Genomic DNA, 13,007 nt, shown 5'->3' on the forward strand with positions numbered 1-13,007 from the left:
ATGGCAGACGTGATCGCGAAAAAACATGGCCCGGACATCTCCGCGGCCGTGAAGGATGCCTTGTTGTCCGGGCTGATCGCCCTCGGCCTGTTCGGGCCGCTGGTCGGCCTGCGCACCGAACAGAACATGCGCAATGAGCTGGTAGTGCAGGGACGCTGGGGCCTGCTCGCCTCCGTCATCGGCGTCATCGTCGTCGGCCGCTTCCTGCTGCTGACGCTGGTATGGCCCGCCATGGCGGCGCGCAAGGAGCGGGCCGGCCCCGTCTCCGAGACGCCGTCCGCGGCGCGCCAGGCCGTCTCGCGCTGGTTCGCGCCGGCCTCGCTGGTCTTCCTGTTCCTCTATCCGGTGATCATCGTCAGCCTGCTCGGCTTCCAGGGCTCGCTGAAATGGGTCGACAATTTCGGCATCCAGATCCTGATCTACGTCATGCTGGGCTGGGGCCTGAACATCGTCGTCGGCCTCGCTGGCCTGCTCGACTTGGGCTATGTCGCCTTCTACGCCGTCGGCGCCTATTCCTATGCCCTGCTGTCGAGCCATTTCGGCCTGTCCTTCTGGATCCTGCTGCCCATGGCCGGCATCTTCGCGGCGCTCTGGGGCATCCTGCTGGGCTTCCCGGTGCTGCGCCTGCGCGGCGATTACCTCGCCATCGTGACGCTGGCCTTCGGCGAGATCATCCGCCTGGTGCTGATCAACTGGCGCGAACTCACCAACGGTTCCTCCGGCATCAGCTCGATCCCGAAGATCACGCTGTTCGGCATCAAGTTCGACGCCTCGCCGACCGGCTTCGCCAAGCTGATGGATCTGCCGGTCTCATCGGCCTACTACAAGATCTTCCTCTATTACCTGATCCTCCTGCTGGCGCTGCTCACCGCCTTCGTCACGATCCGCCTGCGCAAGCTGCCGGTCGGCCGCGCCTGGGAGGCGCTGCGCGAGGATGAGATCGCCTGCCGTTCGCTCGGCATCAACACCACCAACACCAAGCTGACCGCCTTCGCGCTCGGCGCGATGTTCGCCGGTTTCGCCGGGTCGTTCTTCGCCGCACGCCAGGGCTTCGTCAGCCCCGAATCCTTCACCTTCATGGAATCGGCGATCATCGTGGCGATCGTCGTCCTGGGCGGCATGGGCTCGATGGTCGGCGTGGCGCTCGCCGCCGTCGCCATGATCGGCGGCACGGAACTGCTGCGCGAACTCGCCTTCCTCAAGACGATCTTCGGCGACAATTTCAATCCCGACCAGTTCCGCATGCTGATCTTCGGCCTCGCCATGGTCGGCATCATGATCTGGAAGCCGCGCGGCTTCGTGTCCTCGCGCGAGCCGACGATCTTCCTGGCCGAGAAGAAGACGATCTCCGGCTCGCTCGTCAAAGAGGGGCATGGCTGATGAGCGAAACCCTCACCATGACCCGCGACGCGCCGATGCCCTGGGAGAACCGCCCGGTGCTGAAGGTCGAGCATGTGTTCATGCGCTTCGGCGGCCTCATCGCCGTCAACGACCTGTCCTTCAGCGTCGGCCGCGGCGACATCACGGCGCTGATCGGCCCCAACGGCGCCGGCAAGACCACGGTGTTCAACTGCATCACCGGCTTCTACAAGCCGACGCAGGGGATGCTGCGGCTCGAGCACGAGGCCGGCTCGACCTTCCTGCTCGAGCGCATGCCGGACTTCAAGATCTCGGCCAAGGCGCGGGTGGCGCGGACGTTCCAGAACATCCGCCTGTTCTCGGGCATGACCGTGCTCGAAAACCTGCTGGTCGCGCAGCACAACACGCTGATGCTCGCCTCCGGCATGACGATCCTGGGCGTGCTCGGCCTGCCGGGCTATCGAAAGGCCGAGAAGCAGGCCGTCGAAAAGGCCAAGTACTGGCTGGAAAAGACCGGTCTGACGCCGCGCGCCGACGATCCTGCCGGCGACCTGCCCTATGGCGCACAGCGCCGGCTCGAAATCGCGCGCGCCATGTGCACGGAGCCCGAGCTGCTCTGCCTGGACGAGCCGGCCGCCGGCCTCAATCCGCGCGAATCGGCGGAGCTGAATGCGCTGCTGCTCGGCATCCGCGAAACCGAGAAGACCTCGATCCTGCTGATCGAACACGACATGTCCGTGGTCATGGAGATTTCCGACCATGTCATCGTGCTCGAATACGGCACCAAGATCGCCGACGGCACGCCGACCGAGGTGCGCAACGATCCGCGCGTGATCGCCGCCTATCTCGGCGTCGATGACGAGGAGGTCGAGGTCGTCGAGGAAGCGCTGGACGAGATCATCGAGGGAGCGGCGACATGACCGGTCAGAACGGGACGCCGCTGCTGTCCGTGCAGGGCGCCAAGACCTATTACGGAAAGATCATCGCGCTGAAGGGCGTCGACGTCGATGTCCACCAGGGCGAGATCGTCACGCTGATCGGCGCCAACGGCGCCGGCAAGTCGACGCTGATGATGACCATCTGCGGCAACCCGCGGGCCCGCGAAGGCCGGATCCTCTTCGAGGGCCGCGACATCACCGAGATGCCGACGCATGAAATCGCCCGGCTGCGCATCGCCCAGTCGCCGGAAGGCCGGCGCATCTTCCCGCGCATGACCGTGCTGGAAAACCTGCAGATGGGCGCGGCGCTCGACAAGCTCGCCCATTTCGACGAGGACGTGGAGCGGATGTTCACGCTGTTCCCGCGCCTGAAGGAGCGCGTCGCCCAGCGCGGCGGCACGCTTTCGGGCGGCGAGCAGCAGATGCTGGCGATCGCCCGCGCGCTGATGGCGCGGCCGAAGCTCCTGATGCTGGACGAGCCGTCGCTCGGCCTCGCGCCGCTGATCGTCAAGCAGATCTTCGACGTGATCGGCGAGCTGAACCGCACGGAGGGCCTCACCGTCTTCCTGGTCGAGCAGAACGCCTATCACGCGCTGAAGCTCGCCCATCGCGGCTATGTGCTGGTCAATGGCCTCGTCACCATGTCCGGCACCGGCAAGGAATTGCTGCAGAAGCCGGAAATCCGCGCCGCCTACCTGGAAGGCGGTGCCCATTGATCCCCTCCCCGTCCTGCACGCCAAGGAGGCATTCCTGATGTCGGGCATCCTCTATGAAGAAGCCTCGCTGGCGACCTTCCTGTTCGTCACTGTCATCCTGGGCGGCGCCGGCGCCTGGATGACCGGGCGGGCCTGCGCCATAACCTGGCGGCCCTTCTACCTGCTGCTGTTCTACCTGCTGCTGCTGTCCTTCGCGGTTCGCTTCATCCACTTCTCGCTGTTCCAGGCGACGCTGCTTTCGGTACATTACTGGATCGTCGACGCGATCTTCGTGCTGGTCGTCGGATCGATCGCCTACCGCTACACCCGCACCAACCAGATGGTGTCGCAATATTACTGGCTTTACGCAAAGTCGGGGCCGTTTGCCTGGCGATCGATCTGACGATCGCCTGTCTCGTGCACAATTGCGCAAAGTTGAACCAAGACTGTTTTTTAGAATCCGGATGACAGCCCTAAGGAAATCGGCAAGATAACCGACCAAGGCGACCCGTCATCCGCCGATAGGGCAGAAAGCCCACCTTCCAGATCCAACGGGAGACTTAAGAATGAAGAAGACCCTCATTTCAGGCCTGGCGCTCGCCGCAGGCCTGACACTGGCCGGACTGGCCCATGCCGACGATATCAAGATCGCCGCCGCAGGCCCCCTGACCGGCCCGAACGCCGCCTTTGGCGCCCAGATCCAGAAGGGCACCGAGCAGGCCATCGCCGACCTCAATGCAGCCGGCGGCATCAATGGCAACAAGTTCGTCCTGACGCTGGGCGACGACGTTTCCGATCCGAAGCAGGGCGTGTCGGTCGCCAACAAGTTCGTCGGCGACGGCGTCACCTTCGTCGTCGGCCATTTCAACTCGGGCGTGTCGATCCCGGCCTCGGAAGTCTATGCCGAAAACGGCATCCTTCAGATCTCGCCGGCCTCGACCAACCCGAAATTCACCGAGCGGGACCTCTGGAACACCTTCCGTACCTGCGGTCGTGACGACCAGCAGGGCGCGGTGGCCGGCAAGTACATCATCGACCACCTGAAGGACAAGAAGCTCGCCATCATCCACGACAAGACCCCGTATGGTCAGGGGCTTGCCGACGAGACCAAGAAGACCGCCAATGCCGGCGGCGTCACCGAAGTCGTCTATGAAGGCATCAATGTCGGCGACAAGGACTTCTCCGCCCTCATCTCCAAGATGAAGTCGGCCGGCGTCGAGGTCATCTATTACGGCGGCCTGCACCAGGAAGCCGGCCTCATCGTCCGCCAGGCGGCCGAGCAGGGCCTGAAGGCCGTGCTCTTCTCCGGCGACGGCATCACCGACCGCGAATTCGCGGCGATCGCCGGCCCGGCTGCCGACGGCACGCTGATGACCTTCGGTCCCGATCCGCGCCTGAACCCCGACGCCAAGGAAGTGGTGGAACGCTTCCGCGCTTCGGGCTTCGAGCCGGAAGCCTACACGCTCTACTCCTATGCCAGCGTGCAGGTCATCGCCCAGGCGATCGAGAAGGCCGGCACGACCGATCCGCAGAAGGTCGCGGAAGTCATCAAGTCCGGCGGCCCGTGGAAGACCGTTCTCGGCCCGCTCTCCTATGACGCCAAGGGCGACCGCACCACGGCCGACTATGTCGTCTACTCCTGGATCAAGGACGCCGACGGCAAGCTGGACTACAAGCAGCTCTAAGCCGATCGCCGTTTGAACGCCAAGCGCCCGCATCTCTCGCAGATGCGGGCGTTTTCTTTTGCGCCGCCGCCGGGCATGATCGCGCCAAGCCCGAAAAGGACCACTGATGTTGCGCGTCAATTGCCTGCCCGCCTGCCTCGCCCTTCTGCTCGCCACCACTGCCGGCCCGGCGCTGGCCGATATCCGCATCCTCGCGGTCGGCCCCATGACCGGCCCCTACCAGGCGCTCGGCAAGCAGATCCGCGCCGGCGTCGAAACGGCAGTCGATGCGCTCAATGCAAAGGGCGGCATCAACGGCGAACGGATCAGCGTCGACATCGAGGATGATGCCTGCAAGCCGGAAGCGGCGGTGGCCGCCGCCAACCGCGCGGTCGGACGCGGCGACCAGCTCGTGGTCGGCCATGTCTGCGCCGAAGCGGCGATTGCGGCCGCCAGCGTCTATGCGGACAACAAGCTGCTTGCCATCACGCCGGCCGTCACCGCCAATCGCTACACCGACCAGCGCGCGGGACCGACGCTCTTCCGCCTCGCCACGCGCGACGACGCGCAGGCGCCGACCGCCGGTGCCTTCCTGGCCGAGCGCTTCGGCAACAAGCGCATCGCCCTGCTGAATGACGGCTCGTCCTATGGCAAGCCGCTGGCCGAGGCCACCAAGCAGGCGATGAACGAGGCCGGCAAGCGGGAGGCGCGGCTCGACACGTTCGATCCCGGCGCCAAGGAATATAACGCGCTCGCCGACCGCCTGATCGCCGACGCGATCGACGTTGTCTTCGTCGGCGGCGACCAGGGCGACATCGCGCTGATCCTGAAGGCGCTGCGCGCCAAGGGTTCGCCGGCGGTCGTCATGGGCGGCGATTCGCTTGCCACCAGCGAGTTCGTCACCGCGGCCGGCGACGCTGCCAACGGCACGCTGCTCACCTTCTTCACCGACTGGCGCCTGCAGCCCCCGGCCGAGACGGCCAACGCCGCCCTGCGCCAGGCCGGAATCGAGCCGCAGGGCTATGTCCTGCCGGCCTATGCCGCCGTCCAGCTCTGGGCCGCCGCCCGCCAGTCGAGCGGCCCCGCTGCCGGCGACACGCTGGCCTCAACACTCTCGGCTTCCCCGACCCCGACGGTGCTCGGCACCGTCGCCTTCGACGGCAAGGGCGACGCCCAGCTTGCGGGTTTCTCGGTCTATCGCTGGGAGAACGGCGCGCTGGTGCCGGAGACGGGTCCGTAAGCGGCCGCTTCTGCCTGACCCAGCCTTGGCTTGAGGAGGCGTCTCCTTCCTCCGCCGTCATCCCGGCGAAGGCCGGGATCCATACCAACAGGCCTTTCGGGGCTCGCTATGGCTTGCCGGGCCGGTGTTTATGGGCCCCGGCCTTCGCCGGGGCGACGGAGCATGGCTATCTCCGCAATATGCCGTACGCGAGCTCCCACGCTTCGGCCGACCTCGCTCAGAGATGAGCGTGCACGACCTTCAGCGCGTGCTGCAATGCCGCCCGTTCGAACGCCGGAGCGGCCCCGCCGCCATCCGCCGGCACTTTCGAGGCGTGCCGCTCGCCCTTTGAGCCGGGTAGCACGCGACCTTCCATGACGGTTCCCCAGACCGCGATGTCGCGGATCTCCATGGGGTTCACGGCCAACGGATTCCGGTCGAGGATCGTCATGTTGGCGCGCTTGCCCGGCGCGAGGCTGCCGATCTCGTCCTCCATCTTCAGCGAGTAGGCCGCCTCGATCGTCACGCCGCGCAGAGCCTCCTCCGCCGAGATCCTCTGATCGGGCGCGGCGACGCGGCCCGACGCGGTGACGCGGTTAACCGCGCACCACATCAGGAACAGGGGATCTGCGGGCGCCATCGGCATGTCGGAATGCAAGGACCAGCGGATGCCCGCGCGCGACAGGTCTCCGAGCCGGACCATCGCGTCCGCGCGCTCGGGGCCGAGGCCGACTACCGAATACTGGTCGGCGAGCGCCCTGACATAGTAGGGATTGCCGCTGACGATCGCGCCGAGGTTGCGGATGCGCTGGACTTGCTCGAAGGCGCTCACTGCGAAGTGCACGATCACGGTACGGTGGTCGTAGCGTGGATTGCGCCGCAGGTTCGCCTCGAGCGCGTCGAGCACCCGGTCGAGTCCTGCATCCCCGTTGACATGCACATGGAGCTGGTAGCCGGCGTCCCAGTAGATGCGGAAAGCCCGATCGAACAGCGCCTTGTCCATCATCCACTCGCCATGATGGTCGTCAAGATAGGGCTCGCGCACCTGCATGAGCTGCGAGTAGATCGCTCCGTCGCTGAAGAGCTTGGCCTGCCTTGGTGCGAGGCTGGTCATTCCGCCGTACCAGGAGGCCAACGCCTCCGACCGGGCGATAACCTCGGCCTCGTCGTCATGGGCGGCGACGAGGCTTTTGGCGTCAACGATGAACGACCAGCGGAAGGGCATGTCGGGGCTCGAGAAGACAGCATTCACCCCATCCTGCACGGGCTTCGAGAGAATGCCGCCGGGCTCGTTTCCGAAGGTGATCCCCTTGGCATGCATATAGTCGCGGCTCAGCTCGAGCCCGGCGCGCAGCCGCTCGGGCGTCGCGACCAGGAACGCGATGCGCGGTAGGACCGCGAACAGCCCCTGCTCCCAGAACCGCCCCTGGTCAAGATCAGACTGCTTGCGGGACGTCTCGTCGAATCCGTCCACCACCGCCCGCGTCACGCCGCCGGCGGCAAGGGCCGCGCTATTGAGGATCATTTCGTGGCAGGAGCGCGCCCAGACAAGGATGGGGCGCTCGGAGCTGACTGCGTCCAAATCCTCGCGCGTCAGAGGGCCGTAGAAGGCCGGGTGATAGCCCCAGCTCACGAGCGGCTCGTCCGGTCCGCTCAGTGCGTTTGAGGCCTTCGTCAGGCGCTCGATGAAGTCCCGCTTGTCCTTGACGGCGCGAACCGTACCGGATGGCAGAACCCAGTCCTCGATGGAGAGGATTTCCGACGACATGGTCAGGGCGGCGAGGACCGGGTGATCGTGCTGGGCGATGAAGCCCGGTATGATGACTTTGTCTCCGAACCTGTCGTCGACGCGATGCGGCTGGTCGCCGAGAATGAGCCGGACGTCATTGAGCGACCCGACCGCCAGGATGCGGCCGTTCACAACGGCGACCGCACTCGCCGACGGACGGACGGGATCGATCGTGACGATCTCGCGCGCCAAGTAGATCGTCGCTTCGGGCGACGATACGAGCGAGGCCCCGAGGTCCGAAAGGGAGCTAGTCTCGCCGAAGACGCGCCCGGCCGGCCCGATCAGGGCCGCAGCCGCGAGCCCGCCCTTCATCAGTACCCTGCGGTCGATGGCTTTCACGGCACCCTCCTCCGATGCGCTTCCGACCATTATAATAGAATCCCGCTGACAACGCGACGGATCTCGATTGAGCTGGCCGGCATCCGCAGGGCGCCCCGGCGCATCGTATTGGCCCTGGACCAGAACCGGGCCGTGGATACGGTGCTGCGAACGGCTGGAAATGGCCGACTATGGCCGACCGTCCAACGTCCGCTTCAGCCTTCGCCCGTCAACACTTGCCACCACGCGGGCGCGATCACGGGGTTCGAACCGTCCCCCGTCAGGCCACTAGGAAAACCGCGTCGCGCTGAACGGGGCGGGGTCGACGAAGGGCATTTCGCGGGTGATCAGTTCGGCCAGGAGCCGGCCCGTGGCCGGCCCCAGCGTGAAGCCCAGATGGCCGTGGCCGAAATTCAGCCAGAGGCCGGGATGGCGCGGGGCCGGCCCGACGATCGGCATGGAGTCCGGGAAACAGGGCCGCGATCCCATCCAGGGCTCCTCCTCGATCTGCTCGCCGAGCGGAAACAGCGCCTTGACCTGCGGCAGGATCTTGGCGATCTGCACCGGGGTCGGCGGCGCATCGCGCGCGTCGAACTCGATGCCCGAGGTGATCCGGTAGCCCTGCCGCATCGGCGTCAGCGCATAGCCATGCGCGACATCGACGACCGGCCGCTCGAGGGCGGCGTCGCCGCGCGGCTTGAAATGCAGGTGATAGCCGCGCTTGACGGCGAGCGGATAGCGGTAGCCGAGCGGCTTGAGCAGGTCCATCGCCCAGGGTCCGAGCGCCACGACGACATCCGGCGCGGTCGCCTTGCGGCCGTCCATGTCGACCACCCAGAGATCGTTCTCGCGCCGAAGCGACATCGCGTCGCCATGCGCGAAGGTGCCGCCCATCGCCTCGAACAGCCGTGCATAGGCCTTGACGACGCCGCCGGGGCTGGCGACGGAGACGGTATCCGGCCAGAACACGGCGCGGGCAAAAACCGGCGCGAGGTCGGGCTCCAGATCCGTGATCTCGTGGTTATCCAGGATCTCGTAGCGAACGCCGAAACGCTTGGCCAAGGCCAGCTGCATCTTGGTGTCGGCCTCGAAGCGGGCGATGCTGCGATAGCCCTTGAGCCATCCCGTGCCGCGGAAGAACTCGACCGCCCTGCCCTTGCCGGCCAGCACGCCATGCTCGCTCGCCGCATGCGCCAGGATCGGGTTCATCGCCTCGGCATAGGCGTCGATGGCGCGCGGCGAGGATTCGGCCCTGAGCTTCAGCAGCCAAGGCGCGATCTTCGGCAGGAAGCGGCGATTGTAGTGCAGCGCGGTTTCGTCGTTGCGGCCATATTTCCACAGCGCCCCGAACTGGCGGGGAAACACGATCGGATAGAAACCGTCGCGCTCGATGACGCCGGCATTGCCATAGGACGTGGCCTCGCCCGGATCGCGCCGGTCGATCAGGACCACGTTTCGGTTGCGCTTCTGCAGGTTGAGGGCGGCCGACACGCCGACGATCCCGGCGCCGAGCACGATGGCGTCGAAACGCTCCATTTCCGGGGTGCTGGAAGGCGGTTGAATCGCGGGAATCGCTCTGTTCCTTTCCTGGGACGGCGTGAGTTTGCCCGTCCCGGGGCGGGCGGGCAATTGCCGAGGCCCGATTGCCGTGTTACGGCCGAACGAACCCCGTCCCGCCCCGCTGATCGAGGGGCTCGAAGCTGAAAGCTGATACCATGGCCGCGCCCCTGCTGATCTCGCCATCCATCCTCGCTTCGGACTTTTCCCGTCTCGGCGAGGAAGTGCGCGCGGTCGAGGCGGCGGGCGCCGACTGGATCCATCTCGACATCATGGACGGGCATTTCGTCCCCAACATCACCTTCGGCCCGCCGGTCGTCCGCGCGCTGCGGCCGCTGACCGATGCCATGTTCGACGTGCATCTGATGATCGCGCCGGCCGATCCCTACCTGGCCGAATTCGCCGAGGCCGGCGCCGATCTGATCACCGTCCATGCCGAGGCAGGCCCGCATCTGCACCGCTCGCTGCAAACCATCCGCCATCTCGGCAAGAAGGCCGGCGTCGCGCTCAATCCCTCGACGCCGGAAAGCGCCATCGCCTATGTGCTCGACATGATCGACCTGGTGCTGGTGATGAGCGTCAATCCCGGCTTTGGGGGCCAGAGTTTCATCCCGGAATCGGTCGACAAGGTCGCCCGCATCAAGGCGATGATCGGTAACCGTCCGATCCATATCGAAGTGGATGGCGGCGTCGCCCCGGATACCGCCCCGGCCCTGGTGAAGGCGGGCGCCGACGTGCTCGTCGCCGGCTCCTCGATCTTCAAGGGCGGCAGCAGCGCCTTTGCTGGTAACATTGCCGCCATCCGGGACGCGGTCGCCCGGGGCTGATCCCCGCGCGCGCCCCAAGCCAGAGGAGAGACAGGTCCATGCGCGTTCTTGCCAGGCTATTTGCGACATGCGTCCTCGCCGGCGCGCCCGCCCTCGCTATGGCCGGCGATTTCGCCGAGCGCTCGATCCTCGGCTTCACGCCGGACGGCAGCCGTTTCGCCTTCGAGGAGTTCGGCATCCAGGACGGCTCCGGATTCCCCTATTCCAACATCTTCGTGCTCGACACGCAGAAGGACGCCTGGGTCGCCGGCACGCCGGTGCGCGTCCGGCTGGACGACGAGACCGCCGGGATCGCCGCGGCCCGCGCTGCCGCCCGCAAGCAGGCCGGCGATAAGCTGAACGGCCTCGACCAGCCCGGCACGCTGCTCGCCTCCAACCCGATCACCGAGAGCGGGCGCGATCCCTATTCGGTCACGTTCCGGCGCCATCCGGTCCAGCAACTCGACGGGCCGGAGCTGACCGTCTCGCTGCAGACAATCCCGCTCGACGCCCCCAACAACGACGATCCCGCCTACAAGACCCAGGGCTTCCGCCTGGTGCTCAAGGACGAGCGCGGCGAGACGGTCCTGCATGAGGACAAGGCGCTGCCGGCGAGCCGCGGCACGGCGCTCGACTACCGCATCAACGACGTCATCATCCAGCAGCGCTTCGGCCAGCCGGCAACGCTGGTCGTGCTGGTCATGGTACTGACGCGCGGTTTCGAGGGCCCCGATGGCCGCTACATGGCGGTGACGGCGCAACTGCCCTGATCGCCCGCCGGCGCCACCGGCCTATCGTGGGAACGCCTCCGCCGGCCCGCCGTTGAAGCTCGGGGGCAGGCAAGAGGATCGTTCCATGACATTGCATTCGAACCAACGCGGTTTGGTATCGAGAACGGTGCGGCTGGCAGCGCTGGGCGTGGTCGCCTGCACGTTCGGCGCGCTGACCGTGCCATCCGCCGCATCGGCCGGAAACATCGTGCTGGCCGAGGATATCGAGGTTCCGCCGCCGCCCTCCGTTCGCGACGAGCCGCCTCCGCCGCCGCCGGGCTGCAGCCAGACGACGATCGAGACGCAGGACGAGACCGGCACGACCACCGAGCGCCGCACCGACTGCATGCCACCGCCCCCGCCGCCGCCGGATGGCTACATGGACCCGGACGAGCCGCCGCCGCCCCCGCCGCTCGATTAAGCACCCCATCGGGTTGTTCGGGCCCTCCTGGTCTGCTATTTGCCGGGCGAAACCAAGAGGGCCCGCCTATGATCCCGCGCTACTCGCGCCCCGAAATGACGGCGATCTGGTCGCCGGAGACCAAGTTCCGCATCTGGTTCGAGATCGAGGCGCATGCGCTCGACGCGCTCGCCGAAATCGGCACCGTTCCGAAATCCGCCGCCGCGACCGTCTGGGAAAAGGGCGGCGCCGCGACCTTCGACATCGACAAGATCGATGAGATCGAGCGCGTCACCAAGCATGACGTCATCGCCTTCCTGACTCATCTGGCCGAGATCGTAGGCGAGGACGCCCGCTTCGTGCATCAGGGCATGACCTCCTCCGACGTGCTCGACACCTGCTTCAATGTCCAGCTGGTGCGCGCCGCCGATCTTCTGATCGCCGATGTCGACAAGCTGCTCGCCGCCCTGAAGCGCCGCGCCTTCGAGCACAAGAACACGGTCACCATCGGCCGCAGCCACGGCATCCATGCCGAGCCGATCACTTTTGGCATGAAACTGGCCCAGGCCTATGCCGAGTTCGACCGCAACCGCGCCCGCCTGGTCGCGGCCCGCGCCGAAGTCGCCACCTGCGCCATTTCCGGCGCCGTCGGCTCGTTCGCCAATATCGACCCGCGCGTCGAGGAGCATGTCGCCGAGAAGCTTGGCCTGGTCCCGGAGCCGGTCTCGACGCAGGTCATTCCGCGCGACCGCCACGCCATGTATTTCGCGACGCTCGGCGTCGTCGCCTCGTCGATCGAGCGCCTGGCGACCGAGATCCGCCATCTGCAGCGCACCGAAGTGCTCGAAGCCGAGGAGTATTTCTCCCCCGGCCAGAAGGGCTCGTCGGCAATGCCGCACAAGCGCAATCCCGTTCTGACCGAGAACCTGACCGGCCTCGCCCGTCTGGTGCGCGGCATGGCGCTGCCGGCGATGGAAAACGTCGCCCTCTGGCATGAGCGCGACATCTCGCACTCCTCGGTCGAGCGCATGATCGGCCCCGACGCGACGGTGACGCTCGATTTCGCCCTCGCCCGCATGACCAACGTCATCGACAAGCTGCTCGTCTATCCCGACAACATGCAGAAGAACCTCGACCGCCTCGGCGGCCTGGTGCATTCGCAGCGCGTGCTTCTCGCCCTGACCCAGAAGGGTGCCTCCCGCGAGGACGCCTACAGCCTGGTCCAGCGCAACGCGATGAAGGTCTGGGAACAGGGCGCCGACTTCCTGACCGAGCTGAAAGCCGACCCGGACGTGACCGCGCTCCTGTCGGACGCGGAGATCGAGGAGAAGTTCGATCTCGGCTACCACACCAAGCACATCGACACGATCTTCCGCCGCGTCTTCGGCGAAGCGTAGGAATTCGACGAACAAGCTTTGAGCTTTTGGCAGGCGCCCTTATCTCTAAGGGCGCCTGTTTTCGTTTCCCTGCCATCAGACCGCGAGATCCCCAG

12 protein-coding genes are annotated in these 13,007 nt (G+C 66.3%); 10 read left to right on the forward strand and 2 right to left on the reverse strand.

Going from position 1 to position 13,007, the window contains the following annotated elements:
- From livM to ABIE08_RS08395, 6 genes are all read left to right on the forward strand, one after another.
- Nucleotides 1-1,380 carry a high-affinity branched-chain amino acid ABC transporter permease LivM gene (gene livM, locus ABIE08_RS08370; RefSeq protein ID WP_354550202.1) on the forward strand — a complete coding sequence of 460 codons (1,380 nt, stop codon included), beginning with the start codon at nucleotides 1-3 and terminating at the stop codon, nucleotides 1,378-1,380.
- On the forward strand, nucleotides 1,377-2,279 hold the full coding sequence (locus ABIE08_RS08375) for an ABC transporter ATP-binding protein (RefSeq protein ID WP_396309484.1): 903 nt from the start codon (nucleotides 1,377-1,379) through the stop codon (nucleotides 2,277-2,279). The genes livM and ABIE08_RS08375 overlap by 4 nt, the downstream gene beginning before the upstream one ends.
- Nucleotides 2,276-3,013, forward strand: a complete 738-nt coding sequence (locus ABIE08_RS08380; protein ID WP_354550206.1) for an ABC transporter ATP-binding protein — start codon at nucleotides 2,276-2,278, stop codon at nucleotides 3,011-3,013. Before ABIE08_RS08375 ends, ABIE08_RS08380 begins: the two co-directional genes overlap by 4 nt.
- 37 nt (nucleotides 3,014-3,050) lie before the next feature.
- Nucleotides 3,051-3,395 carry a DUF6867 family protein gene (locus ABIE08_RS08385; RefSeq protein WP_354550208.1) on the forward strand — a complete coding sequence of 115 codons (345 nt, stop codon included), beginning with the start codon at nucleotides 3,051-3,053 and terminating at the stop codon, nucleotides 3,393-3,395.
- 163 nt (nucleotides 3,396-3,558) lie between these two features.
- A complete protein-coding gene (locus ABIE08_RS08390; RefSeq protein ID WP_354550209.1) occupies nucleotides 3,559-4,677 on the forward strand; it encodes a branched-chain amino acid ABC transporter substrate-binding protein in 1,119 nt (372 codons plus the stop codon).
- 106 nt (nucleotides 4,678-4,783) lie between these two features.
- On the forward strand, nucleotides 4,784-5,896 hold the full coding sequence (locus ABIE08_RS08395; protein WP_354550211.1) for a branched-chain amino acid ABC transporter substrate-binding protein: 1,113 nt from the start codon (nucleotides 4,784-4,786) through the stop codon (nucleotides 5,894-5,896).
- A gap of 217 nt (nucleotides 5,897-6,113) precedes the next feature.
- Here the strand turns inward: ABIE08_RS08395 and ABIE08_RS08400 are convergent, their stop codons facing one another.
- Together ABIE08_RS08400 and ABIE08_RS08405 are read right to left on the reverse strand one after the other, a co-directional pair.
- Entirely contained in the window at nucleotides 6,114-8,003 is a 1,890-nt protein-coding gene (locus ABIE08_RS08400) for an amidohydrolase (protein ID WP_354550213.1), read from the reverse strand.
- Between the two features lie 267 nt (nucleotides 8,004-8,270).
- A complete protein-coding gene (locus ABIE08_RS08405; RefSeq protein WP_354550215.1) occupies nucleotides 8,271-9,518 on the reverse strand; it encodes an NAD(P)/FAD-dependent oxidoreductase in 1,248 nt (415 codons plus the stop codon).
- Between the two features lie 179 nt (nucleotides 9,519-9,697).
- On the opposite strand from ABIE08_RS08405, the gene rpe reads away from it, so the two are divergent.
- From rpe to purB, 4 genes are all read left to right on the forward strand, one after another.
- Nucleotides 9,698-10,366: a ribulose-phosphate 3-epimerase gene (rpe, locus tag ABIE08_RS08410; protein WP_354550216.1), complete on the forward strand. Its 669-nt coding sequence runs from the start codon at nucleotides 9,698-9,700 to the stop codon at nucleotides 10,364-10,366.
- A 38-nt stretch (nucleotides 10,367-10,404) separates the two neighbouring features.
- Entirely contained in the window at nucleotides 10,405-11,115 is a 711-nt protein-coding gene (locus ABIE08_RS08415) for a DUF2259 domain-containing protein (protein WP_354550218.1), read from the forward strand.
- 85 nt (nucleotides 11,116-11,200) lie between these two features.
- Complete coding sequence (locus ABIE08_RS08420) at nucleotides 11,201-11,536, forward strand: hypothetical protein (protein WP_354550220.1); 336 nt, start codon at nucleotides 11,201-11,203, stop codon at nucleotides 11,534-11,536.
- 68 nt (nucleotides 11,537-11,604) lie between these two features.
- Complete coding sequence (gene purB / locus ABIE08_RS08425; protein WP_354550222.1) at nucleotides 11,605-12,912, forward strand: adenylosuccinate lyase; 1,308 nt, start codon at nucleotides 11,605-11,607, stop codon at nucleotides 12,910-12,912.
- Nucleotides 12,913-13,007 lie beyond the last annotated feature (95 nt).

It is taken from the genome of Kaistia defluvii (assembly GCF_040548815.1).
Classification (GTDB): domain Bacteria; phylum Pseudomonadota; class Alphaproteobacteria; order Rhizobiales; family Kaistiaceae; genus Kaistia; species Kaistia defluvii_A.

Bases quoted from the DNA above. Each gene is read 5' to 3' on its own strand.
- purB (WP_354550222.1), top strand. From the start codon at position 11,605: ATGATCCCGCGCTACTCGCGCCCCGAAATGACGGCGATCTGGTCGCCG.
- ABIE08_RS08395 (WP_354550211.1), top strand. From the start codon at position 4,784: ATGTTGCGCGTCAATTGCCTGCCCGCCTGCCTCGCCCTTCTGCTCGCC.
- ABIE08_RS08420 (WP_354550220.1), top strand. From the start codon at position 11,201: ATGACATTGCATTCGAACCAACGCGGTTTGGTATCGAGAACGGTGCGG.
- ABIE08_RS08380 (WP_354550206.1), top strand. From the start codon at position 2,276: ATGACCGGTCAGAACGGGACGCCGCTGCTGTCCGTGCAGGGCGCCAAG.
- rpe (WP_354550216.1), top strand. From the start codon at position 9,698: ATGGCCGCGCCCCTGCTGATCTCGCCATCCATCCTCGCTTCGGACTTT.
- ABIE08_RS08415 (WP_354550218.1), top strand. From the start codon at position 10,405: ATGCGCGTTCTTGCCAGGCTATTTGCGACATGCGTCCTCGCCGGCGCG.
- livM (WP_354550202.1), top strand. From the start codon at position 1: ATGGCAGACGTGATCGCGAAAAAACATGGCCCGGACATCTCCGCGGCC.
- ABIE08_RS08390 (WP_354550209.1), top strand. From the start codon at position 3,559: ATGAAGAAGACCCTCATTTCAGGCCTGGCGCTCGCCGCAGGCCTGACA.
- ABIE08_RS08385 (WP_354550208.1), top strand. From the start codon at position 3,051: ATGTCGGGCATCCTCTATGAAGAAGCCTCGCTGGCGACCTTCCTGTTC.
- ABIE08_RS08405 (WP_354550215.1), bottom strand. From the start codon at position 9,518: ATGGAGCGTTTCGACGCCATCGTGCTCGGCGCCGGGATCGTCGGCGTG.